This is a genomic window from Gracilimonas amylolytica (assembly GCF_002911695.1).
Classification (GTDB): Bacteria; Bacteroidota; Rhodothermia; order Balneolales; family Balneolaceae; genus Gracilimonas; species Gracilimonas amylolytica.
In genome coordinates, this window is sequence record NZ_PQBS01000040.1 from 1 (window position 1) to 23,789 (window position 23,789).

Below are 23,789 nucleotides of genomic sequence, written 5' to 3' on the forward strand. Positions count from 1 at the left end.
CTTAGTCTAAGATTTTAGTTACCACTCCGGCGCCCACTGTACGGCCACCTTCGCGTATCGCAAATCGCAATCCTTCTTCCATCGCCACCGGCTGGATCAGGGTTACGTTTAATTTCACATTGTCGCCTGGCATTACCATCTCAACGCCGTCTGGCAGCTCACAAGAGCCGGTCACATCGGTGGTTCTGAAGTAAAACTGCGGGCGATAGCCTTTGAAGAATGGCGTGTGACGACCACCCTCATCTTTACTCAATACATACACCTCACACTCAAACTTCTTATGCGGGGTGATCGAGCCCGGCTTACACAGTACCATACCGCGCTGCAGCTGCTCCTTGTTAATACCACGCAGCAGAATACCGGCGTTGTCTCCGGCCTGACCCTGGTCAAGCATACGGCGGAACATCTCAATACCGGTTACTACCGTCTTCATTGGCTCTTCAACGATACCAACGATCTCAATCTCATCATTCAGCTTCAGCACGCCACGCTCAATACGTCCGGTAGCCACGGTTCCACGACCGGTGATAGAGAATACATCCTCTACCGGCATCAGGAACGGCTTGTCTACGTCACGCTCTGGCGTTGGAATCGTCTCGTCAACGGCTTTCATCAGCTCAACGATCTTCTCTTCCCACTCAGCTTCACCGTTCAGCGCGCCAAGGGCAGATCCCTGGATCACAGGAATGTTGTCGCCATCAAATTCATACGAGGACAGAAGCTCACGCACTTCCAGCTCTACCAGCTCCAGCAGCTCTTCATCGTCTACCAGATCCACCTTGTTCATAAAGACCACGATCTGTGGCACTCCAACCTGGCGGGCAAGCAGAATGTGCTCGCGCGTCTGTGGCATCGGACCATCCGTGGCAGCTACCACCAAAATAGCTCCGTCCATCTGAGCCGCTCCCGTTACCATGTTCTTCACATAGTCGGCGTGACCCGGACAGTCAACGTGGGCATAGTGACGCTCGTCGGTTTCGTACTCTACGTGGGCCGTCGCAATCGTAATACCGCGCTCACGCTCTTCCGGCGCATTGTCAATATCCGCAAATTGCTTCGCTACTCCACCATAGGTCTTCGCCATTACCGTCGTAATCGCTGCCGTCAGTGTCGTTTTTCCGTGATCTACGTGGCCTATCGTGCCTACGTTTACGTGGGGCTTATTCCGTTGAAAGGTCTCTTTTGCCATGATTAAGCTATTTTGTTAAGTATTGTTTAAAAAATGTCCAAAAATTTATGCCCTGAGCCGATAGTCGGAATTGAACCGACGACCCCTTCCTTACCATGGAAGTGCTCTACCCCTGAGCTATATCGGCGTGGTTGAGCGAGCGACCGGAATCGAACCGGCAACATTCACCTTGGAAGGGTGACGCTCTACCAATTGAGCTACGCTCGCTTACACGTGGGGGGAGCAGGATTCGAACCTGCGAAGTCTCACGACAACAGATTTACAGTCTGCCCCAGTTGGCCGCTTTGGTATCCCCCCAGGTCAATATGTCAAAATCGCTGTGAGCCAGTGACCGGATTCGAACCGATGACCGACGGTTTACAAAACCGTTGCTCTACCAACTGAGCTACACTGGCTTTTCGCGAAAGACTTAAAAATTAAGCATGATTGAATTGATTGTCAATACAGTTTGTCAAAAACTTTTAACTCTTTTCTGAACCCTTCGTCTTTCTTTTATAGTAGAACTCAAAATAAAGCTTAACAGAAACTACAACAACAATTAAAAGCAAAATCACTTTACCATAATTGGATAAATATTCACCAATGACCTTCCAGTTATCACGGATTACCCACCCCATACCTATCAGTAACGCATTCCATAGCATGGAACTCACAAATGAACTGAGAACGGTCCTCGTAATATGAAGGTGAGACATCCCGGCAGTAAGAGAGATCACCGAACGGGTTCCGGCAAGAAATCTGTTAGCTAAAATCACACCCTGACCCCACCGACTCATCCACTTCTTACCTCGTTTAAAATATTTATAATCGATAAACCTGAGCAGCAAATGACTCTCTCTGTTTTCTTCAATTTGAACTCCCCACCTATATCCCAGCCAATACATCGTCATAAATCCTAACACTGATGCCACAACAGTCGCACTCCACAGCGGCATCAGCCCGATGATACTTTCTGCAGCAAGATACCCTCCAAAAGCAACGATCACATCACCCGGCATTGGTGGTATCAGGTTTTCGATATAGGCAATACCAAACAATATGAGGTATATACCTATTGGCGGAACCATACTGATCCATTCTACTATACTTTGTACGATCTGATCTGCCATTCTTTTTAATACATTTTAAGCAGGACAGTGCATTGCGCAATGATCCCTTCTTCCCTACCTGCAAACCCCATTTTTTCTGATGTGGTTGCCTTAACTGAGATATTACCGACCTCTGTTTCAAAGATCTTCGCGACCTGTTCCCTCATACTGTTAATATAGGGCTGAAGTTTCGGCCTTTCAGCTATCACCGTTGCATCCATGTTCCCGATCACATACCCTTTTTCTTTTACCAGTCTATAACAATGTTTGAGCAGCTCAACACTTTCGGCTCCTTCATACTTAGGGTCGTCATCAGGAAAATGAGATCCAATATCCCCTAAAGCCAATGCTCCCAAAATGGCATCCGTGATTGCATGTAACAGAACATCGGCATCGGAATGCCCCAAAAGCCCCTTTTCAAAAGGGATCTCAATCCCTCCCAATACTAATTTTCTGTCTTCAGAAAATTTATGGACATCATATCCATAGCCAATTCGGATATTATTCATAATTCCCCCCCCACCTTTAGTTCAGCAAGTTTAAGGTCGATGGGGTAGGTGATCTTAAAATTTTCATAACTGCTTTTAACCACATGAACCTTTATACCAAGATTCTCAACTAATGAACTGTCATCAGTTCCTGTAAAGCCTGCGTTTTTTGCATGATCATAAGCATCAAACAAAATTTGTCTTTTGAAAATCTGTGGAGTCTGAATTTGCCAAAGAGAAGATCGATCAGGCGTGGACTCTACGAGTTGCTCATCATTAAGCACTTTTACAGTATCCTTAACGGGAATACCCGGAATAGCCGCACCATATTTCATCGCTTTACTAATACACTCCTCTACCACGTTCTTTTCAATAAAAGGTCTTACAGCATCATGAATGGCAACAAGGTCACACCTCTTATCTACAAATTTCAGAGCGTTGCTGATGGAATCCTGCCTCTCATCACCACCTTCAACGACTGAAATATCTACATCAGATCGATCATGATCTGAGACCAGGCTTTTTACCCGATCTATATTCTGAGCTGAGGCTACGATCAACAATTGCCCCAACTCAGGTATATCAATGAACTTGTCAATGGTATGCTGTAAAATCGTTCTGCCACCTAACTCAATAAATGGCTTAGGGGTTTTCATCCCCAGGCGCACACCCGAGCCTGCCGCCGGTATTATGAGCGACAGCCTGATCATTTACAGGATCAGCATAGCGTCACCGAACGCAAACATTCGGTAGTTCTCTTTCTTAGCCTCTTCGTAAGCCTCCATCAGAAAATCGTAGCCCGCGAAGGCCGCTGCCAGCATTAACCGCGTGGATTCCGGCTGATGAAAGTTGATGATCAAGCCTTCTGTGATCTTAAAGTTATAAGGTGGATAGATAAACTTATCCGTCCAACCGGTTCCCGGTTTAGACATTCCGCTCGCCATCACGCTTGTTTCGATCGTTCTACAAGAGCTTGAACCGATCGCGATCACACGATTCTTTTTCTTTTTAAGCGTCTCGTTGATCTTATCGGATGTTTCTTTGGATATAAAATAGTTGTCGGAATCCATTCTGTGCTTGGTAAGATCCTCAACCTCTACATTGCGGAAAATACCCCAACCGATGTGCAAGGTGGTTGGCAGGAATTCCACCCCTTTCTTTTTGATCTTTTCTACCAGCTCCGGGGTAAAGTGCATGCCGGCAGCAGGGGCTGCAACAGCTCCGCGCTCTGTAGCAAAAATGGTTTGATATCTTTCCTTATCTGCTTCTACAGGCTCTCTCTCGATATACGGAGGAAGCGGCATCTTGCCAAGTTCATCCAGCCGATCATACAGCTCCTGATTTGGCCCTTCGTATAAGAAACGTATGGTTCGGCCACGAGAAGTGGTATTATCTACCACTTCGGCCATCAATTCTTCGTCTTCCTCACCGAAATAAAGTTTATTACCGATACGGATCTTACGCGCCGGCTCAACCAGAACATCCCAAAGCATATTTTCCGGCATTAATTCTCTTAAAAGGAAGACCTCTATATCTGCTTCTGTCTTTTCCTTTTTACCGTGCAGTCTGGCCGGAAATACCTTGGTATTGTTATACACCATCACATCATCTTTATTGATGTGCTTATGGATCTCCGAAAAGGTGGTGTGTTCTATGGTTTTTTCCTCTCTGTTCAGAACCATCAGTCGGGCTGAGTCTCTTTTCTCAAGTGGTTCTTCAGGAATATTTAAATCGTCAGTCTCAAATTTAAAATCGGTGAGCTTCATCTAGATTTTTATCTGTTTTCAGTACTGTTGCAAAGTTAGATAAGATATACTTTTTTTCAGGCGATTTCAATTCATGAGCTTTTACGGGAATGTTTATTATTAAAACCCAATTCGTTATACTTATACAATAAACATCTGCTCTAACGTTGATCATTAAATTTGTGAGCATTATGAAGAAATTATTATTGGCATCCTTTGTTTTTGGAATACTATTCAGCACCCAATTGTCGGCACAATTACGACAGGACCTTTCGCGGTCTTATGAGTTTTCAGGGCCGATCATCAACTCAAAAGCCCCTACTGTTCAGACCTGGCTGAACAACTTTTTTCAGAACAAAGTGAGTATGAGCCACTCTTACTCCATGAATTTTGGATCAGTAGGTGGTAGTTATCAGAACGTGAACTCTTACACCAATACTGTGAACATCATGTTCTCTGACAACCTCACCGGCCGGGTTGATGTTTCATTTTTACACTCTCCGTTTGGCGGATCAAACCTTGTGAATACCAACAACAATTTAAACGGAGAGATCCTGATCCGAAATGCGGAACTCAATTACAAGATCAGTGATAACGCGCACGTCAGATTACAATATCAGCAACTTCCACGAGGATACGGTTATTTCAATAGCGGGTACGGAATGTTCAACAGAGGTTTCGGCATGTATGGCTACGACCGTTATAATCCATGGTATTAGTACTGCTCTAATTAATGGCTGAACCTGACGAGAAGCGAACAAACGGACCTAACGACCTTTATCTGAATGCTGCAATAGGATTTCTAAGTATCCTGCTGTTGGTATTGGTAATTTCCTTATTTTCACGGATCATTTATCCACGGATCTTTAATGAAAGGTCGGAAGCCGGAGCCGAACTCATTAGTGAGATCATTCAGATGGAAGTTTTGAATGGCTGTGGTGTTCCCGGTATCGCCAATGCTTACACCAGTTTATTACGTTCAAATGGTTTCGATGTGGTTGAAACCGGAAATTTTGAGACTTTCGACTTACCGGAAACGATCGTGATTTCGAGAAGCGGTGTAATGGATAATGCCTATCGCGTTGCTAACGCCCTGGGGATCTCAGAGGAAAATGTGATCAGAGAATCATCTCCTGATTTCTACCTGGATGTAACAGTTGTAATTGGCCACGACTACGAAAAATTAAATACCGAATAAATCTATATGACAGATATCAAACAACAAAGTAAACAACAATTTGAAAACGCTTATACGGATGAGGTTCCTGATTCACAGGAGATGGTTGAGATCATCACAGAAGCCTTACTGAGCCGTAAAGGGAAAGACATTACTCTGCTCGATGTTTCTGAACTAACCACACTGACCGATTATTTTGTAGTTTGCCATGGTACCTCAGACGTGCAGATCAAAGCATTAGCTGATGCCGTCGAAGAGGATATGCGTGAAAAAACAGGTGAAAAAGCCTGGAAAAAAGAAGGGCTGCAGGGGCGTTCGTGGGTGATCCTGGATTTTGTGAATATTGTGGTCCACATTATGAGTAAAGAGAAGAGAGATTTTTATGGTATTGAGCGCATGTGGAATGACGCCAAAGTAACGCACATCAAAGATACCGACGAGCAATAATTTGAATTCCGGCAAGCCTAACATACTGATCACTGAACCCATCCCAGCTAAAGTGATCGATCATTTAAGAGACTTTGCCAACGTCACGGTTGGCGAAAAAGGGTACTTCCAGTCTGAGGAAAACCTGATCAATGAGATACAACCCTATGACGCTCTCCTTTGTATGTTATCGGTACCGGTGACTGAGGCTGTGATGAAGGCCGGTTCAAACCTGAAGATTGTGGCTAACTTTGCCGTCGGGTACGATAATATTGATGTTGAGACAGCCGGCTCTTTAGGAATTCGTGTTGCCAATACTCCGGATGTGCTTACCGAGGCTTGTGGCGATTATGCCATGGGACTATTGCTCGCCCTATCACGAAAACTAAAGGAAGCTGAACAATACCTCAGAGACGGAAATTTTAAAGGATGGGAACCGCTCGGTTTTCTGGGCATGGAATTGCGCAATAGAAATTTGGGGATCATTGGCATGGGGCGTATCGGACAAGCCTTTGCTCATCGTGCCAGGGCCTTTGGAATGAATATCTTATATCACAATAGAAGCAAATTAGACCCTGACTCAGAAAAAGCACTGGATGCTACTTACATAGAAGATTCCGGTGAACTCGCTGAAAAGAGTGACGTGGTCAGCCTCAATTGCCCTTTAACGGATAACACCCATCATCTTGTGGATTCCGATTTCCTAAACCGTATGCCGGTTCACGCTTTATTGATCAATATTTCGAGAGGTGCCGTTATTGATGAAGTGGCACTTGCAGAGGCATTGCACAATAAGGCCATTGCCGGAGCCGCACTGGATGTTTTTGAGAAAGAACCGGAAGTCCACCCAAAATTACTGACGGCTCCAAACACCTTACTCCTTCCTCATATTGCCAGTGCCACTCATCGCACCCGCCAAGATATTGGTATGCTGGCGGCCGATGCCATCATTTCTGTATTGAATGGCAAAGATGACCGTGAGATCCCTAACTTGATTACACCTTAATTTACGCTCATATTGATTTATGGGCATCAAGCGATTCACATATTCACCGGCTCAAAAGGTAAAGATCCTGTCAATACTGCTGATCCTTACCACGATAGCATATGGACTGTTTGAGTTTTGGGCACAACCAGAAACTGACCGTGAAACTAACGACAGGCTGACCCGGCAATCCATTGAGGAAGTCGCAAACAACTTCAATGCCTTTGAAAATCAATTCAAAGCCGAAAGCCAACAGTTCACTCAAAAAGTCGTTAATGCACTTAGCACTTCGGGCCTTACAGAACTTTTTGCAGGGTTTGAGGAAGATGACCCTTTTTGGGGCATTTCTGTTTTCAGGGATACCACCCTGGTTGCGTGGACTGAGTTTGGCGCTGAGGAATTCTCTTCAGTTTTCGCCCAGAATTCAACCTTTCCCCACGTACGGTTAAACCGAGACAATAACGTAACCTACCTTGAATTTTTTAATAGAATCCCAATAACTGAGCAGGATACTGTAGTCCGCTACCACCTTGTCACAAGAAGTAAGATCCAGCAATCAAATCTGTTATCTATTGGCAACAGTTCTGAAGTTGATCCTTACGATCTTTTTGGACCAAAAAACGGCTACCCGGTTCGTATCAATTTTTTTGAATCCCCTCCTTCAAATATCAGCTACAGTCAGCCCCTTGTACTCGCTAATTCTGATTCGGTTGGATTGGCATACACCCTACCCAACGACAACACGACATTTGCTGCCGATCAAGATCAAGGGCATTTTTTATACAGGGTTGGTTTCTGGACCCTTATCATTTTGTTGACCGCGTTATTCCTGACGGCAATTTCTGAAAATCTCAGTTTCTGGCGCTCTTTCTTCCTCAAGCTGTTAGCCGTGGTTATTGCCTGGTTGTTTTTCATCAATTTAGATGTAGAAGCCAGCTGGGTAGAGTTACTAACCCGATCACCCGGCCTGGAAAGTGACAGTATCATACGGCTTTTTCAGTATTCCATACACTCCATCTTTCTGTTACTGTTATCCGTTGTTACTTTTAAGGCCTTGGCCATAGGCTCAACAGAAGTACATCTTTCTTCTTCGATCCTGCATATTTTCACCGGTATTCTAACCGGTTTGATCACCGTTATTCTTCTCGCCTTCAGTTATAACGAAGTTTATGAGGTCATTCTGTTCACAAATATACCTGTGTTAGACCTTGAGGTGTTCCCGGAAGTCTCAACCATGATCTTTTACCTGGCCACCGGGTTACTTGGCTTTTCATCCATCATACTTACGGGTTTAATGGGTTGGTTTGTCTTCAGGTTAAATTCAACACGATTGCCCCTTGTTTTACTATCACTGGCAGCCGGGTATGCAGCCGGTACTTTGATAATTTCATTCTATCCATTTTTTATTCTGGATGAACAAGCCCTGATCATTATTCTGGTTTTTATTTTAGGAACGGTTCTCGCCTTCTTGTATCAAGCATCAAAAGAACCGCTTTTACTGATCCGATCATCCCATCTCAGACTTTATCTTCTCATTAGTTTTATTGTGGTTGGGGTCAGCTACATTGCCGTTTACCGGGGTTATGCAGAGAGATTGATCCGAGAAATGGAAACGGCCGCTGAACAATTTATTACTGAAGAGGCCACAGAGGCTGAACGCATTGCAAGCACTTTACTTATAGACCTTCAACAACAGCTTGCCACACTCGATGCCGAAGACCTGCGAACCGATCAACCGCTGGTTGATAATATATTCAGGCAAAATACCGAAAATCTTATTCAGGATGACTGGGAGACATTTTCCATTTCAACACAACTGATCAATAATGCTGGGGAGATCATCAGTGATTATTCTTCAGACTTGAATTCACCTGCATGGACCCGGGCATTCAATATGTTCTCACTTATTGTTCCTTTTGAAGCAGAACAGATCCGGTTTGAAAATTTGAGACCTATTATCCGGGAAACACCCCTCAATGAAGTCGCTTCACAGTATTCCTCCTTCCGTAGAGCCTGGATACCTATTTACGATACCGATAGCACCGAAACCCGTATTGGATGGATCTTATGTTCGGTTTACAGAGAACGTCCCCAATTTGAAAAACCATTGCGTGCGGTCATGGCTATGCAAAATAACGCGAAGTGGAGTTCTACCATAAACGTTACAGAGTACCTTAATGGAGTCAGTGCCCGTAAAAATATTCTGGGTCCCCCCCTTGAACTGCCAGGATACCTGAGTTTACCGGATGAGCTCAACAATAGGATCCGGGAGTCCAAGGTTTTGTACAGAGATCAGATGCTGGCAGGGCAAAATATTCAGGAATACTTCATAGCCAATTCCTCCGATCAGATCATTCGTTCTGCCACTAAAAAAGCAGGCTTTAATAATCATTTCTTCTCCATACTCAGATTCTATTTCGTCGTATTAAGTGCCGGATCGGTCATCATTGGCTTCATCTATTTAAAGAATGATTCCATATTCATTTCAGCTAACAAAAGATTCAGGGATCGCCTGATCGATCGGTTCATTCTGGCTTCTCTGGCCTGTTTGCTGGCGCTGATCATCACCACCTATTACACGGTGAAAAATCAAAATCAATCATCAGTTCAAAACGAACTCCTTTTAAAGATTGAGAACCTGACTGAAGCGATCTCCAACTCAGAACTTGAGAACAGCGACCAACCCATTCCACTATTTACACTTGCTTCAACACTGGATGCCGACGCCTCCCTTTACAGAAACAAGGTGATAGATATTTCCACAACCGGTCAGATCTATAATCAGCATCTTTTACCGAATCTGTTACCCTGGGATGTTTATGATTCCATTTATAACCGTGGGAACAGTCAGGTCACGCGGCGCTTGACCCTTGGTGATCAGGAATTATTGATCGGCTATCAGCCCTGGCTGGATGAATCCGGAAACATTGCGGGCGTTGTTTCAATCCCAACATTCCTGGAAGCCCCGATCTTCAACGAGCAACTGCTAACCACCACCAGCTATCTGATCGGGTTATTCGTACTTATCTTTAGTTTTTTCATATTAGGTGCTTCCCTGATCTCCACACAACTGACCTCCCCGCTCGAAGCATTAAGAAAAGGACTGAAAAAGATCTCCGGGGGTGACCTTGAAACTACCCTGCCTGTTAAAAGTCAGGATGAGATCGGTGCTCTGATCAACGCCTACAACATTATGGTTTATCGCCTTAAGGATCTACAAACCGATCTGGCTGAGGCCGAGAGAGAAGCCGCATGGAAAGAAATGGCCCAACAGGTGGCTCATGAGATCAAAAATCCTTTGACTCCGATGAAGCTCAACCTTCAGCATCTTGAACGTCAGATCAGTCACTCAAACGGTGACCTTTCAGAGATACAACCCAAGATCAAAGCATTGACCAACAATATCATTGAGCAAATTGAATCCTTGAATAAGATCGCGTCAGATTTTTCTAAATTCGCCAAGCCTGTGGAGCAGGGTTTTGAACCGGTGGAGGTGAACAAGCTGGTGGCTCAGGTGGCCGATCTATATGGAACTGAGAGCGATATTCAGGTTCAAACCGAATTACATGCAAATGATCTTTTGGTTAGCGGGGTTAAAGATGAGCTTCGAAGGGTACTCATCAACCTGGTAAAGAATGGACTGGAGGCTATGCCAAATGGAGGTCGCATCCAGTTAAGCACCCTGCATGATACGAAACAAGGTATGGTTACGATCTCCGTAACAGATTCGGGTGAAGGCATAGCTGAAGAAAGTCGGGATAAGATCTTTGTTCCAAATTTCTCAACCAAATCAAGTGGCACCGGATTGGGGCTGGCGATCGCCAAGAAAATCATAGCCGAACATGGCGGGCAAATTACCTTTCAAAGCACCGTAAGCGAAGGCTCCACATTTTCAATTATTCTTCCGGTAATAAATCATTCTGATAGATAATTACTTTGCTTTTTTGATCTCATTAGTCCTTACCTTTGTGGCCTTCCGATAGATTATGAGATACTCCAAAAAAGACATAAAAAAAGAAGGCAAAAAACTCCTTCAGATAGGCAGCCCCATCATAGCCACACAATTGATCAGCATGGGACTGAATTTCACCGATACCGTAATGGCAGGGAATCTCTCTGCCCTGGATCTGGCGGCTGTAGCCATTGGAAATGCCATTTTTATGCCTGTCGGAATATTTTGCATGGCTACTTTGATCGCTATCAATCCTGTGGTATCCCAATTTCTGGGAGCCCGAAAATTCGAGGAGATCGGCAAAAGTGCCCGTCAGCTTTTTTGGTTGATCCTGATGCTATCAATTCCCGCTTTTTTCCTCATCCGTAATATGGATATCGTGATGTATTGGATCAATGTGACCCCTGAGATCATCCCCATTGCCGATGGTTATCTTAAGGCGGTTTCATGGGGCATCCCTCCATTACTTGTTTATGCGGGCATCAGATATTTCAGCGAAGGATTATCAGTCACCAAACCCGCCATGTACATTGCGATCGGGGCACTTTTTGTGAATGTAGGAGCCAATTATGTTTTAATGTATGGTAAGCTTGGATTTCCTGAACTGGGAGCTGTTGGCACCGGTTATGCCACCGCTATAGTTTGCCTGTTTGAAGCCATTATTTTTGTCGCCTTTACTGCATCATTCAAACCTTTTAAGCGCTTCAATATATTTGCACGAACCAAAGGACCGGAATGGAAATACATCAGTGAACTGATCAAGATCGGTATTCCAAATGGTGTAAGTTCTTCCATGGAAGTCCTACTGTTTGCCACCGTTAGTTTATTGATGGGTTCATTAAGTGTAAAAGCTGCGGCAGCTCACCAGATAGCGATCAATGTGGCATCAGCTATGTTCATGATCCCATTTGGCCTGTCTATGGCAATATCGCAACGGGTTGGTTTTTCGATCGGACAGGGCTCCGTTGAAAAGGCCCGGTTCAGAGGATTTGTCGGTATCGTAATTTGCGCCGGAGTGATGACCCTCACCGCCATCCTTCTGTTTTTAGCTCCGGATCTTATCATCAGTATTTACACCCGGGACCCTGAAGTTGCTACTGTTGCAGTATCCTTACTTTTTATGGCTGCAGTTTTTCAGATCTCTGATGGTCTTCAAGTCGGTGGATTTGGAGCCTTAAGAGGACTTAAAGATACCCGCATCCCCATGGTAGTAAACTTCTTTTCCTACTGGCTGATCGGCTTCCCTGTTGGATACTACCTGGGGATCATCAAAAATATTGGCCCTGAAGGCCTTTGGATCGGGTTGATCAGTGGACTGACTGTTGCGGCGGTTCTCCATAATTACCGGTTTAATAAACTCACCAAGCAAAACCTGAAAGATCTGGGGTCTTTTTAAAGATCGCTTTTGAATGAACCTGACAGCGTAAGGGTTTTTTAATCAAACCATAAACTCTTATTCTGATCAATGGCCGTATTTATTCACGATATTGCAACTTCAGTACCGTCTTTCTGCAGTGACCAACAGCACATCCGGGAAGTCATGAAGAAATATGTTGGCACTGATCGTAAGACCGAAGCCATTATTCATCGTATTTACACCCAATCAGGCATTGAAAAGCGCCATTCGGTCATAGAGGATTTCACGCCCGATGAAAAAGGTGAGCTGTTTTTTAATGGTGCCCCAAAAACTGAGCCGGGAACAGCCGCTCGTAATGAGATCTATGCAAGAGAATCCAGGAAATTATTTGTTGATGTTGGCCGAAAACTACTTGCCGATAACCCGGACATTTCATCCGATGACATAACCCATGTCATCACCGTTTCATGTACGGGTTTTTACGCCCCCGGGCCCGATTATGAGATCGTAAAAGCACTAAACCTTAAGCCTTCCACTGAGCGTTTTCATGTTGGCTTCATGGGCTGTTTTGGAGCTTTTCCGGCTATGAAGATGGCCAAATCATTTTGTGAATCAGATCCAAATGCTACCGTACTAATGGTAAGTGCTGAGTTGTGCACTCTTCACTTTCAGATGAAGAATGATATCGACAGTTTACTATCGGGGAGTGTTTTTGGGGACGGAGCTGCCGGCATGCTGATCTCATCAAAAGAACCGGACAAAAACGCGTTTAAAATAACAGGATTTGCATCTGCCCTGGCCACCGAGGGTGAACAGGATATGGCCTGGACGATAGGAGATACAGGCTTTGATATGGTGTTGTCAAAATACGTCCCTGATATCATCAAAAGTAACCTGAAAAACGCACTTTCACCTATTTACGACCAATATCAATTGAGTGAAAAAAATATTGACCGCTGGGCTATCCATCCGGGCGGAAGATCGATCGTGGATAAAATACAGGAGAGTCTTCAACTCAGGGAAGAACAGATACATTCATCCCGAAAAGTACTGGCGAAATACGGTAATATGAGTAGTGCAACTGTGCTTTTTGTATTGAAGGATATTTTAAATTCTGTTCTTAAACCGGACGAGAACATTCTGTCTATGGCATTTGGTCCCGGCCTCACCATTGAAAGTGGTTTATTTAAAACCCATCATCCCGATTAAAAAATTATGTTTTTAGCAGAAAGAGAACCGGGGTTGATCGAAGAAATGGACAAGGAGGATTGCAACCTTCAAAAACTTCATAATACCTATCGGCAATTTCGCTACATCAACAGACTGATCTCTAAATGGAGACACCTGTATAAAAATGAAATTCGACCTATGCTGACCAAACAGACCTCAACCACTTTGCTCGATATCGGTTCAGGAGGAGGAGATATTACATGCAGCATTGAAAATTGGGCTCTAAAAGATGGATACGATCTGAAAATTACGGCAGCGGATCCGGATGACAGAGCTTTTCACTACTGCCGGGAAAATCACTCTGATTGTGATATTGAATGGGTAAAAAACACCTCCACAGAACTTTTAGCAAACGGATCAAAGTTCGATATTGTGATCTCCAATCACCTCCTCCATCACCTTACCGATGATGAAATACAGAACCTATTAAGTGAATGTGAACAGCTCGCAACACAAAAGGTCCTGTTTAATGACATTGAGAGAAGTGCCATTGGATACTCCTTCTTTAACGTTATATCAAGACTATTTTTCAGAAACTCTTTTATCACAAAAGACGGGTTGACTTCTATCCGGCGAAGTTTCAAAAAAAGTGAACTTGAAAAGATCATTCCTGATACCTGGGTTGTCAGAAGATCATTCCCTTTCAGACTTATTCTGATCCATGAAAAATAGCACCACTGACATACCGGTCGTTATTGTAGGAGGTGGTCCTGTGGGGCTCTTCCTTGCTATCTGCCTGCTAAAAAAAGGAATTCATTGTAAAATACTAGAAAAGAGAGATGAACCGGTTCCTGACTCACGTTCCCTTGGTATTCATCCGGTATCACTTGAGCTGTTTGATAAGATAGATCTCACACAACCTTTTCTGGATCAGGGACTGAAGATCCAAAAAGGATTTGCCTTAAGTTCTGACAAGGTTTTAGGTGAGATCAATTTTGAGGGCTGCCCGAAACCGCATAACTACATTTTGGCTTGTCCACAGTTTACAACCGAAGCGATCCTGAGGAAGGAACTGAACCGGTTGGATGATTCGGTCCTGGTCACAAAAGCTGAATTCAAAGATCTGAAACAGAAAGAAGATCAGGTTGAAATTTACTTCACGGATGAACAAGGTAATAATAGATCCATAACGGCTGATTTTGTTATCGGATGTGATGGGAAGAACAGCCCGGTTCGTCAGCGTTCATACATTCATTATTCCGGTAAGCGGTATGATGATACCTATATCATGGGAGATTTTGGGGATAACACAGATTTCGGTTCAGATGCCGCTGTTTACTTACTGCCGGATGGACTGATCGAATGCTTCCCTCTGCCAAATGGCAGGAGGCGATGGGTCGTTAAAACGGATTCTTACGTTGAGAAACCTGACAGTACCATCATTGTTGAGTTGGTCAGAAAACGGATCAACCATGATCTAAAGGACATCCAGAACGTTATGATCAGTAGTTTTGGCGGTCAGCATTTTATAGCAGAAACGTTTGCCAAAGGCCGTGTGATATTGGCCGGTGATGCAGCTCATGTTGTCAGCCCCATTGGCGGTCAGGGGATGAACCTCGGATGGCTTGATGCCTGGCGTGTGGCTGAGGTTTTTGCAGGTGATGATATCGAGCTCAATTTAAAAGAGTACTCTGAGTCCCAAAAAAAGATCACCCGAAAAGTAGCAAGGCGAGCTGAGTTAAATATGGCTTTAGGCAGAAAAACCGCGATTCCCTCGATCAGAAATCTTCTCATTAAATCCTTTTTGAAAAAACCCCTGAAAAATAAGATCGCCCAATTGTTTACTATGCGTGGACTTGAAAGCTGGTGGATCTGATCTTATAACGTGAAGCTGATCTCGGTTTTACTTCCCTGCCCCGGTACTGAATGCTCAATATTACCATCCAATTTATTGATCAGCGATTTCACAATGAACCGGCTGTTTGGTTTTCCATTCTTAACTCCGGGCATTTCTTCATCAGATGATCCGGATGATTCGATCACAAGCGAAACCTTGTTTTCATCTGACAAACTAAGTGAAACCTTTATCTCAGACACGGTATCGCCTTCCAGCAACCGAGACAGCTCATTCAACAATAATTCGTTCACACTTAACCCGCAAAGTATTGACCGGTTCAGATCCAAATTCAGAGGTTGCAGATCTGAGGATATGGTGATCTGCTGATCGAAATCACCGAAGGTCTTTCCGGCATTTTTTACGATATCCCTGATATACTCATCCAGCTGAATGTGGTCTTCTGTCTTTCCATCAGATTGTGCAGAATGAGCCTTTGCCAGTGTCCTGATCCGACTATTCGTGAAGGTTAGTAAGTAGCGTGCTTTTTCATCCTGAACATCATCAATTTCAAACTCGATCAATCCACTGATCACTGAAAGGCTATTTTTTAATCGATGATGAAGTTCCGATATGTATTCTCTTTTGCGGTCTAACTGCTTCTCTTGCTCCTCATAGATCTTGGAACGCTCAATAGCAGTCGACACCTGCATTGACAGCGATTGAAATATCTTCAACTCCTCCTTTTTGAAAGACAGTCCTTCATTTTTATTGATGGCCTGTAATACACCAAATGGATCACCGGTAGCATCTTTTAATGGTACACAAATGATATTTCGTGTGGTAAAAGAAGGACTCAGGTCCTTATAGAAAAGTTCATCCTCCTTTACATCATTAGAGATATAAGGCTCATTATTATCCAGTACCCAACCCGCAATACCCATGCCTTTTGGTATGGTTGCTCCAAGAATCTCATCCTTCACAGGACCGGTGGCCATACTGACCTTTAGGTTTTTCTTCTCATTATCAAGCAACATGAGTGAGCTTGCTTCCGAATCTAACCCGATCTTAACGGCTTCCAGACATTTTAAAAGTACCTCGTTAAGATCCAAGGTACGGTTAAGGCTTGCTATAACTTTGGAAAGAGCCTCGTTGCCAACTATGAACTGGTCTTCCCTGACATCTTTAGTGTTCACGTTCTACCCTATGTTATTCCCGATTTCTAATTCCTTTCACAGAATATATAGAAATCTTTCAGAAAAGTTGATGAACACTTTTTAATATAAAAAAGCGCAGCCTTTGTCAGACTGCGCTTTTCAAATTCGGGCAAAATTTAAGAGATCTAGTTCTCAGTTTTGCTCTTCTTCAGGTAATCAAGCAGTACCGTGTGCAGAATACCTCCATTTCTGTAGTAATCTACCTCAACGGGAGTATCGATTCGGCAATCAGTCATAAACTCGACAACCTCTCCATTATCTTTGGTTGCTGTCACTTTGATCTCATCCTGAGCCTGTACTGAATCATCAACATGAATGTCGAAAGTTTCAGAACCGTCAAGACCAAGACTGTCTGCTGTGTCACCTTCCTTGAACTGCAATGGAAGTACACCCATCTGTATTAGGTTTGAACGGTGAATACGCTCATACGATGTCGCGATCACGCATTTAACACCCAACAGGTTGGTTCCTTTGGCCGCCCAGTCACGGGATGAACCGGTTCCGTATTGCGTACCGGCCAGCGCAACCAATGGGGTTCCTGATTCTTTGTATTTCAGAGAAGCCTCATAAATGGTTGTGATCTCATCTTCAGGGAAGTACTTGGTGTAACCACCTTCCTTACCCGGTGCCAGCTGATTCTTGAATCTCACATTCGCGAAAGTACCACGGGTCATAACGCGGTCATTACCACGGCGTGAACCGTAAGAGTTAAAGTCTTCTTTTTTGACTCCACGCTCTTTCAGGTATTTACCGGCCGGTGAATCTTCTGCAATATTACCGGCAGGAGAGATGTGGTCTGTTGTGATAGAATCACCTACTTTAACCAGTGCTCTCGCCCCTTTGATCGGTTTGATCGGCTCAGGCTCCTCGCTCATTCCCATAAAGAATGGTGGCTCCTGAATGTATGTAGATTCATCGCTCCAGTTAAATAGCTCTCCGCCTGAAACCGGAATTTCTTCCCAGGTTGGAGATTCAAAGATATCACTGTACATCTTGTCAAACAGTTCCGGACGAATTGCAGCATCTAAATGCTCGGCAATTTCCTCGGTAGTTGGCCAGATCTCTTTCAGATATACATCGTTTCCGTCCGCATCTTTTCCGATCGGCTCTTTAGCCAGATCTATATCAACGGTTCCGGCCAATGCATAAGCAACAACCAGTGGCGGTGAAGCCAGATAGTTCGCTTTCACCCAAGGGTGAATTCGGCCTTCAAAGTTACGGTTACCGGAAAGTACACCAGCAGCGATCAGGTCGCCTTCTTTAATAGCACGCTCAACTTCTTCAGGCAGCGGACCGGAGTTACCGATACAAGTGGTACATCCGTAACCTACCAGGTTGAAACCAAGCTTGTCCATATATTCGGTCAGACCGGCTTCCTTCAGGTACTCAGTCACCACACGTGAACCCGGTGCAAGGGAAGTCTTCACGTAAGCAGGAACTTTAAGTCCCTTCTCTACGGCTTTCTTCGCGACAATACCGGCACCCAGCATTACGCTTGGGTTCGAGGTGTTGGTACACGAGGTGATGGCGGCAATTACCACATCACCGTGCTTCATTTCAATTTCCTGACCGTTCTTGTAAATACCTTTGTTGGCCAGTTTTTCCTGTGCCAGGTTGAAACCCATGGTTGGGTTATCGCTGGTCAGTGATTGCTCAAAAGCTTCCTTCATGTGATCAAGCTTGATGCGATCGTGAGGGAGTTTTGGTCCGGCAAGGGAGGTTTCAACCGTACTCAAGTCCAGCTCAAGCGTTGATGAGAATTCAGGATCAGGCGTATCATCCGTTCTGAATAAGCCCTGCTTTTTGGTGTAAGCTTCAACCAGATTCACCAGCTCTTCGGAACGACCGGTTCTTCTCATGTAACGAAGCGATTCATCATCAATGGGGAAGAAACCCATGGTTGCTCCATATTCAGGAGACATATTGGCGATGGTTGCACGATCAGGCAGACTCATATTGCTGAGTCCGTCACCATAAAATTCTACGAATTTACCAACCACACCATGCTGACGAAGCATTTGGGTTACGGTCAGAGTCAAGTCAGTAGCGGTGATACCTTCTCGAAGCTTTCCAGTCAGTTTCATGCCAACCACTTCAGGAACGAGCATAGAAATAGGCTGCCCCAGCATAGCGGCTTCCGCTTCAATACCGCCAACACCCCAACCAAGAATACCAAGTCCGTTGATCATGGTTGTGTGTGAATCGGTTCCCACCAGTGTATCCGGATAGGCCGTTGTGGTTCCATCTTCTTCCTCTCGGGTAAAGACTCCACGACCCAAATACTCAAGGTTTACCTGGTGAACGATTCCACGACCCGGAGGTACCACACGGAAGTTATCAAAAGCTTCCTTACCCCATTTCAGGAACTCGTAACGCTCACGGTTACGCTCCATTTCTTTTTCTACGTTAAACATGAGCGCGTAATCCTGACCGAACATATCCACCTGTACGGAGTGGTCAATAACCAGATCAACAGGAACCTGTGGATTGATATCCGTTGCTTTACCGCCCATGCGTTTCATCGCTGAGCGAAGAGCTGCGAGGTCAACCACAGCAGGTACGCCGGTAAAATCCTGCAATACTACCCGTGATGGTTTGAATGGGATCTCGCCCTGCGGGTCTTTGGCATTATAGTTAGCAATTGCTTCAATGTCTTTTTCGGTTACCGTGTATCCGTCAAATTCCCTGAGAACAGCCTCAAGCAAGATCTTAATGGAAAAAGGAAGCTTGGCAACGTTTTCGTAGCCTTGCTCTTTAAGTTTCTGAAGGCTGTACAAAAACGCCTTTCCTGAACCTGTTTCGAATTCAACTCTGGTGTTTTTCAGTTTGTCGCTCATTTTATGATGTGTTTACATTTACTTTTATATGCAAGCTAAAGGTACAAATCTTTTAGCGCATTGTCTTTAACTAGTCCCTATTTACAACATCAATTTACGTGATGTCATTCAGCCACACTATTACTTGCCCCTTCAATCATCTATGATTTCATGAAATAAGTGTTATACCTTTATCCGGTTTGCGTCGATCAAAGCTCATGCCCTTTGACCTATCCCCTTTAGTATGAAAACTCACCTCCCTCTTTAACCTCCTCGCTGATGGTCACAAGTACTAAAACCAATAATTCATTATACTTATTGAAATTATATTTGTAACAAATATCGGCGGGCTTACTCTTTACTATGTCGGGCAGTAAAACAGAGAGATTTTATTATGAAATTAACCATACAACAAGGGATTTTTTTTCTATTTGCTTTTCTTTTGAGCGGGTGTGGTTTGTTTGAGAATGAGCATGAACCGGAAGATTTTGGGTTTGAAGAGGGGTATTTCATCTATAATTCAAATGGGGATAAAATACCGTGGACACGTAACCGCAATTACGTGTCGATTGAGTTTTACGAGGAAGTTGAAGAAGAAAAATTGCAAGATATCTTTCAAGAATATGATTTAAGATATGAGGGTCAGGTATTCCCCGTAAAGCATATTTACGCACGGGTTATCAATAAACCAGCCGAAAAATACTATACAACGTATGGAGATAGCACTCAACCTGTTTTGGGCAACAGGCCGGAGGTGAGATATACACTTCCGGTTTTTATGAATGAATTTTGGGAGCCTATTATGATTACCAATATGATTACCATCCGATTTGATAGCCTCAATGCTGAGCAAGAGTTACACATTATAGACAGCCTTATTGCTACTGATAATTTAACCCGAATCGAAGATGGCCCCGGAACCCCAACCAGATACAGAGTTTTGGTTAATAAAAACTCTCCTGAAGATCCTCTTGCGCTTATAAATAGGTACTATTTGATTGATAATATTAGGTATGCTTCTTTGAATTTTGCTTTTAGAATCAACTGATCAATTATTTAACCAAAGGTGGTTATTATGTGCAAATTACAAAAGTCTTTTCCCCTGATTCTCTTTTCATTTTTATTTATTTACGGGAGCATAGCCTATGCTCAGCAGCCGGAATATTACCGGTATGTACATGGAGAAAAAGTGGCCATGCAAGCCATCGAGAATGAATATATGGTTACATACGAAGATGAACCGGGCCGTCCGGCAGAATTGACAGTACAGGCTACATATGCTGATCGGAAAAGCCGGTTTACAATGAAAGAAAAACAACATGAACGTTATACCTTACGTTCTCAAAATTTTATCGAAGCCATAAAGCAAGAGTACCCGTTTGCTCATATCAGCCCGGTGTTTTTAAATGAGGATAACCGGGAGCAATTTGCTAGTAATGAAATTATGGTAGTCTGGCCTAAAAACATGATACATCAGGAAATTAAAAAATTTGAACAAGAGTTTAATCTTGAACGTATTGAAAACAAAAATACCCGCTGGCTTGGTGATCGTGTATTATACCAGCTGCTTCCTCCTTTTGAGTTTACCAGTATAGAAACAGCCAATCGTCTATATGAACTTGGGGTAGTTGAACGAGCAAGCGTGAATTGGGTATTTGATATTGAATTCCATACTGTCTCAACCAATGATGAACATTTTGGCGATCAATGGAATATTGGAAAAACTTCTCTTAACAAAACATGGGAAATTGTAACCGGATCTACAGATGTGGTAATAGCTGTAGCTGATGAAGGAGTCGATTTAACGCATGATGATCTGACACCCAATTTGTTTTTAGATCCAGTGGGGAATGTTATCGGGATAAACACAACAGATACCGGTGCTCAAAATGATCCCACCCCAAATGGAGATGATGCGCATGGTACAGCTTCTTCAGGAATAATAGCCGGAGTTGCCAATAATACGGATGGAATTGCAGGTGCATGCTGGAATTGTAGGATCATGCCAATACAAATAGCAAGAAATAATCCTCAGGATCCGAATTGGACATATAGTGATTGGATTATAGATGGAATTAACTTTGCCTGGACTAATGGAGCAGATATTATTTCGAATAGCTGGGGCGGTACAGGTCATGACCAAGATGTTGAAGATGAATTCAATGATGCTGCAAATAGTGGGGCAATTATTGTTGCATCTTCAGGGAACTATTATCCTAGAAACCCCGGCCAAACCCAAATCAGATATCCGGCAGCTTTTAATTCTGTAATAGCAGTAGGAGCTACTCGTGAAAATGATGAGCGGAAAGAATTGAATGATGGTTCCGGAGAAGATTGGGGAAGTGCTTTTGGTTCGGAATTAGATATTGTAGCACCGGGTATCCACATTCCTACTACGGATATAAGCGGTGGAGCCGGATATCAGAACGGAGATTATGAACTTAATTTCAATGGAACATCCTCTGCTGCACCTCTGGTTTCTGGAATCATTTCCCTTATGCTCTCCGTCAACCCAAACCTTACACCTGCCCAAATTCAAACCATACTTCAAAACACCGCAGATCAAGTCTCTGGTATGGGCGGTCAAGGATTTACCAACGAATATGGCCACGGCCGCCTCAACGCCTACAAAGCCGTAAAAGAAGCGATGCCCAATCAGTATTCCGGTCAAAGTTTCACTTCGTCCACAACCCTGCCAGATTTGAGTAGAATAAAAGATTTTACCAGTGTATCCTCAGGGATAACCCTAACAATATCTTCAGGAGATGTGACCATTATAGATGGAAATATGAGTGGCTCGAACAGCACCATAGCTGTCAATGGCCGGCTCATCATCGAAGAGGCCGCCGACCTGAATAATATTCACCTCGATGTGGGTTCCGGCGGGGAACTCACTATCCGCGAAGGTGCATCACTATCTTTTGACAGCGGACAGGGAATTGTGGGCAACGGGATAGTAACCATTGAAGGCACCAACGCCAACAGAATTTCCCTGCAGGCCTCCGGTAGTTCTAATTGGGATGGTGTGGAAGTTAATGAAGACAATTCCTCAATAAAATATGTGGATATTCAAGACGCTGTCAATGGCATTACCTCCTATAATGTATCGGGACTGGAAGTACAAAATGTAGAAGTATTTAACAGCACCTGGGATGGGTTCCGGTTCATTAATACGTCTACCTCGTCCCCTGTAGGTGGGTTTGGGTATTTCCGGGCAGATGGGAATGGAACCTATGGAGTGTATTACGATGGGGGTTTGAATGACGAGCTTAGAAATAGTATAATGGTCGATAATCCTGCCGCAGGTTTATATATCACCGGAGGGGCTTCCCTGGAAGGAGTAATTAATTCCCGTATTTATAATGGAGGCACCAACGGCCTGCGTGCCGATAATACTTCCTTTCTGGAAATAACTTCCTCCAGCATTCATGATAATGCCTACCGGGACGCCTTCGCCTATAACAATTCTACCATAAACGCCACCAGCAACTGGTGGGGGTCCTCATTCCCTTCTTCCAGCCAGTTTGAAGAAGTTTCGGGTGGATCTATTGATTATTCTAATCACCTTTTCTTTGACCCGCTGCCAAGCAGCTTTCAGAAGCAAGCTAATTCCACCGATAATGCGCCGAAAGCAAAAACTAGTGAGCATTCTGTTACTACTATCAGCAGTGTGGCTAATCTGCGAAAAGCTCTGAGTGGATTTAAAGGTGAAGAAGCGCTTACGGAGTTAAACCGGATATCAGGGCAGGAACTCAGCCCTGCATTAAATCAATGGGCAAAAATTATTCAGGTAGAACTCCATCAGCGACTGGATAATCACCAACTGGCCATTGAAACCGGTAATGCTCTTCTGGCATCGCAAGTAACATCGCAGAAAATTCGCACGACCATGGGGCGGCGTCTGTTCTACAGCTACCTGTTAGGCACCAAAGATGTTCAGGCTGCTGAAACTATGCTGTTAAACCTGGAACATTGGGAAGAAGACGAAATAGAATTGAAACAATTGGCCTGGTTGCTGGAACGCCATAAGGAAGATGCCCCATCCGGAGGTGGCAAAGAGCTTACACAAAGTATTGCCCAAGAAACCGATATCCAGCTCAGTAACTACCCTAACCCGTTTAACCCCTCCACGGTAATCAAATACGAACTGACCCAAAATACCACGGTCAGATTACAGGTATTTGACATGTTAGGCCGGGAAGTGGTGACCTTAGTGGATGAGCAGCAGTCAGCCGGAGAATACTCCGCTACTTTTGACGCAAGTATGCTTTCATCGGGTAATTATATTTACCGCTTGCAAGTTGGTTCTCAAGTTGTCACCAAGCAAATGACGCTTATAAAGTAG

General features: G+C 44.1%; 18 protein-coding genes and 4 tRNA genes. 11 read left to right on the forward strand and 11 right to left on the reverse strand.

All coding sequences use genetic code 11. The annotated features are described in order from the left end of the window. Nucleotide 1 precedes the first annotated feature (1 nt). The 9 genes from tuf to queA all read right to left on the reverse strand — a co-directional run bounded on the left by tuf (nt 2) and on the right by queA (nt 4,531). A complete protein-coding gene (gene tuf, locus C3B73_RS12245; protein ID WP_103664402.1) occupies nt 2–1,189 on the reverse strand; it encodes an elongation factor Tu in 1,188 nt (395 codons plus the stop codon). 55 nt (nt 1,190–1,244) lie between these two features. Further along, nucleotides 1,245–1,316, reverse strand: a tRNA-Thr gene (locus C3B73_RS12250). 7 nt (nt 1,317–1,323) lie between these two features. Further along, nucleotides 1,324–1,396 (reverse strand) — tRNA-Gly (locus C3B73_RS12255). A 7-nt stretch (nt 1,397–1,403) separates the two neighbouring features. Beyond that, nucleotides 1,404–1,486: transfer RNA gene (locus C3B73_RS12260), tRNA-Tyr, on the reverse strand. Between the two features lie 25 nt (nt 1,487–1,511). Beyond that, nucleotides 1,512–1,584: transfer RNA gene (locus C3B73_RS12265), tRNA-Thr, on the reverse strand. A 66-nt stretch (nt 1,585–1,650) separates the two neighbouring features. Further along, nucleotides 1,651–2,298, reverse strand: a complete 648-nt coding sequence (locus tag C3B73_RS12270; protein WP_103665903.1) for a DedA family protein — start codon at nt 2,296–2,298, stop codon at nt 1,651–1,653. A 5-nt stretch (nt 2,299–2,303) separates the two neighbouring features. After that, nucleotides 2,304–2,786, reverse strand: coding sequence for a 2-C-methyl-D-erythritol 2,4-cyclodiphosphate synthase (ispF, locus tag C3B73_RS12275; protein ID WP_103665904.1), 483 nt, complete (start codon nt 2,784–2,786; stop codon nt 2,304–2,306). Beyond that, on the reverse strand, nt 2,783–3,475 hold the full coding sequence (gene ispD / locus C3B73_RS12280) for a 2-C-methyl-D-erythritol 4-phosphate cytidylyltransferase (protein WP_103665905.1): 693 nt from the start codon (nt 3,473–3,475) through the stop codon (nt 2,783–2,785). The genes ispF and ispD overlap by 4 nt, the downstream gene beginning before the upstream one ends. Beyond that, nucleotides 3,476–4,531, reverse strand: coding sequence for a tRNA preQ1(34) S-adenosylmethionine ribosyltransferase-isomerase QueA (gene queA, locus C3B73_RS12285; RefSeq protein WP_103665906.1), 1,056 nt, complete (start codon nt 4,529–4,531; stop codon nt 3,476–3,478). It lies immediately after the preceding gene. 170 nt (nt 4,532–4,701) lie between these two features. On the opposite strand from queA, the gene C3B73_RS12295 reads away from it, so the two are divergent. The 9 genes from C3B73_RS12295 (at nt 4,702) to C3B73_RS12335 (ending at nt 15,453) form a co-directional block, all read left to right on the forward strand. Then, a complete protein-coding gene (locus tag C3B73_RS12295) occupies nt 4,702–5,229 on the forward strand; it encodes a hypothetical protein (protein ID WP_198597357.1) in 528 nt (175 codons plus the stop codon). Nucleotides 5,230–5,243: 14 nt separating this feature from the next. Further along, nucleotides 5,244–5,708, forward strand: coding sequence for a LytR C-terminal domain-containing protein (locus C3B73_RS12300; protein ID WP_103665908.1), 465 nt, complete (start codon nt 5,244–5,246; stop codon nt 5,706–5,708). A gap of 6 nt (nt 5,709–5,714) precedes the next feature. Then, a complete protein-coding gene (rsfS, locus tag C3B73_RS12305; RefSeq protein ID WP_103665909.1) occupies nt 5,715–6,134 on the forward strand; it encodes a ribosome silencing factor in 420 nt (139 codons plus the stop codon). A 1-nt stretch (nt 6,135) separates the two neighbouring features. Continuing rightward, complete coding sequence (locus tag C3B73_RS12310) at nt 6,136–7,119, forward strand: 2-hydroxyacid dehydrogenase (RefSeq protein WP_103665910.1); 984 nt, start codon at nt 6,136–6,138, stop codon at nt 7,117–7,119. 19 nt (nt 7,120–7,138) lie between these two features. Continuing rightward, nucleotides 7,139–11,029, forward strand: coding sequence for an ATP-binding protein (locus tag C3B73_RS12315; protein ID WP_103665911.1), 3,891 nt, complete (start codon nt 7,139–7,141; stop codon nt 11,027–11,029). Nucleotides 11,030–11,084: 55 nt separating this feature from the next. Beyond that, on the forward strand, nt 11,085–12,446 hold the full coding sequence (locus C3B73_RS12320) for an MATE family efflux transporter (protein WP_103665912.1): 1,362 nt from the start codon (nt 11,085–11,087) through the stop codon (nt 12,444–12,446). Between the two features lie 69 nt (nt 12,447–12,515). Further along, the gene (locus C3B73_RS12325; RefSeq protein WP_103665913.1) at nt 12,516–13,616 is read left to right on the forward strand and encodes a type III polyketide synthase; all 1,101 of its coding nucleotides are present in this window, start codon (nt 12,516–12,518) and stop codon (nt 13,614–13,616) included. A 6-nt stretch (nt 13,617–13,622) separates the two neighbouring features. Further along, on the forward strand, nt 13,623–14,309 hold the full coding sequence (locus tag C3B73_RS12330) for a methyltransferase domain-containing protein (protein ID WP_103665914.1): 687 nt from the start codon (nt 13,623–13,625) through the stop codon (nt 14,307–14,309). Then, nucleotides 14,299–15,453, forward strand: coding sequence for an FAD-dependent oxidoreductase (locus C3B73_RS12335; protein WP_103665915.1), 1,155 nt, complete (start codon nt 14,299–14,301; stop codon nt 15,451–15,453). Before C3B73_RS12330 ends, C3B73_RS12335 begins: the two co-directional genes overlap by 11 nt. A 2-nt stretch (nt 15,454–15,455) precedes the next feature. On the opposite strand, the gene C3B73_RS12340 is transcribed toward C3B73_RS12335, so the two are convergent. Continuing rightward, nucleotides 15,456–16,607, reverse strand: a complete 1,152-nt coding sequence (locus C3B73_RS12340; protein WP_103665916.1) for a GAF domain-containing protein — start codon at nt 16,605–16,607, stop codon at nt 15,456–15,458. Between the two features lie 146 nt (nt 16,608–16,753). Next, nucleotides 16,754–19,465 carry an aconitate hydratase AcnA gene (acnA, locus tag C3B73_RS12345; RefSeq protein ID WP_103665917.1) on the reverse strand — a complete coding sequence of 904 codons (2,712 nt, stop codon included), beginning with the start codon at nt 19,463–19,465 and terminating at the stop codon, nt 16,754–16,756. A 373-nt stretch (nt 19,466–19,838) separates the two neighbouring features. Here acnA and C3B73_RS12350 point away from each other — a divergent pair, with 373 nt between their 5' ends. Both C3B73_RS12350 and C3B73_RS12355 read left to right on the forward strand, forming a co-directional pair. After that, on the forward strand, nt 19,839–20,492 hold the full coding sequence (locus C3B73_RS12350; protein WP_103665918.1) for a hypothetical protein: 654 nt from the start codon (nt 19,839–19,841) through the stop codon (nt 20,490–20,492). A gap of 27 nt (nt 20,493–20,519) precedes the next feature. Further along, nucleotides 20,520–23,789, forward strand: a complete 3,270-nt coding sequence (locus tag C3B73_RS12355) for a S8 family serine peptidase (RefSeq protein ID WP_103665919.1) — start codon at nt 20,520–20,522, stop codon at nt 23,787–23,789.

What these genes read in the sequence shown, in the direction of transcription:
- tuf (WP_103664402.1), bottom strand. Translation starts at nt 1,189, where the DNA reads ATGGCAAAAGAGACCTTTCAACGGAATAAGCCCCACGTAAACGTAGGC.
- C3B73_RS12270 (WP_103665903.1), bottom strand. Translation starts at nt 2,298, where the DNA reads ATGGCAGATCAGATCGTACAAAGTATAGTAGAATGGATCAGTATGGTT.
- ispF (WP_103665904.1), bottom strand. Translation starts at nt 2,786, where the DNA reads ATGAATAATATCCGAATTGGCTATGGATATGATGTCCATAAATTTTCT.
- ispD (WP_103665905.1), bottom strand. Translation starts at nt 3,475, where the DNA reads ATGATCAGGCTGTCGCTCATAATACCGGCGGCAGGCTCGGGTGTGCGC.
- queA (WP_103665906.1), bottom strand. Translation starts at nt 4,531, where the DNA reads ATGAAGCTCACCGATTTTAAATTTGAGACTGACGATTTAAATATTCCT.
- C3B73_RS12295 (WP_198597357.1), top strand. Translation starts at nt 4,702, where the DNA reads ATGAAGAAATTATTATTGGCATCCTTTGTTTTTGGAATACTATTCAGC.
- C3B73_RS12300 (WP_103665908.1), top strand. Translation starts at nt 5,244, where the DNA reads ATGGCTGAACCTGACGAGAAGCGAACAAACGGACCTAACGACCTTTAT.
- rsfS (WP_103665909.1), top strand. Translation starts at nt 5,715, where the DNA reads ATGACAGATATCAAACAACAAAGTAAACAACAATTTGAAAACGCTTAT.
- C3B73_RS12315 (WP_103665911.1), top strand. Translation starts at nt 7,139, where the DNA reads ATGGGCATCAAGCGATTCACATATTCACCGGCTCAAAAGGTAAAGATC.
- C3B73_RS12320 (WP_103665912.1), top strand. Translation starts at nt 11,085, where the DNA reads ATGAGATACTCCAAAAAAGACATAAAAAAAGAAGGCAAAAAACTCCTT.
- C3B73_RS12325 (WP_103665913.1), top strand. Translation starts at nt 12,516, where the DNA reads ATGGCCGTATTTATTCACGATATTGCAACTTCAGTACCGTCTTTCTGC.
- C3B73_RS12330 (WP_103665914.1), top strand. Translation starts at nt 13,623, where the DNA reads ATGTTTTTAGCAGAAAGAGAACCGGGGTTGATCGAAGAAATGGACAAG.
- C3B73_RS12335 (WP_103665915.1), top strand. Translation starts at nt 14,299, where the DNA reads ATGAAAAATAGCACCACTGACATACCGGTCGTTATTGTAGGAGGTGGT.
- acnA (WP_103665917.1), bottom strand. Translation starts at nt 19,465, where the DNA reads ATGAGCGACAAACTGAAAAACACCAGAGTTGAATTCGAAACAGGTTCA.
- C3B73_RS12350 (WP_103665918.1), top strand. Translation starts at nt 19,839, where the DNA reads ATGAAATTAACCATACAACAAGGGATTTTTTTTCTATTTGCTTTTCTT.
- C3B73_RS12355 (WP_103665919.1), top strand. Translation starts at nt 20,520, where the DNA reads ATGTGCAAATTACAAAAGTCTTTTCCCCTGATTCTCTTTTCATTTTTA.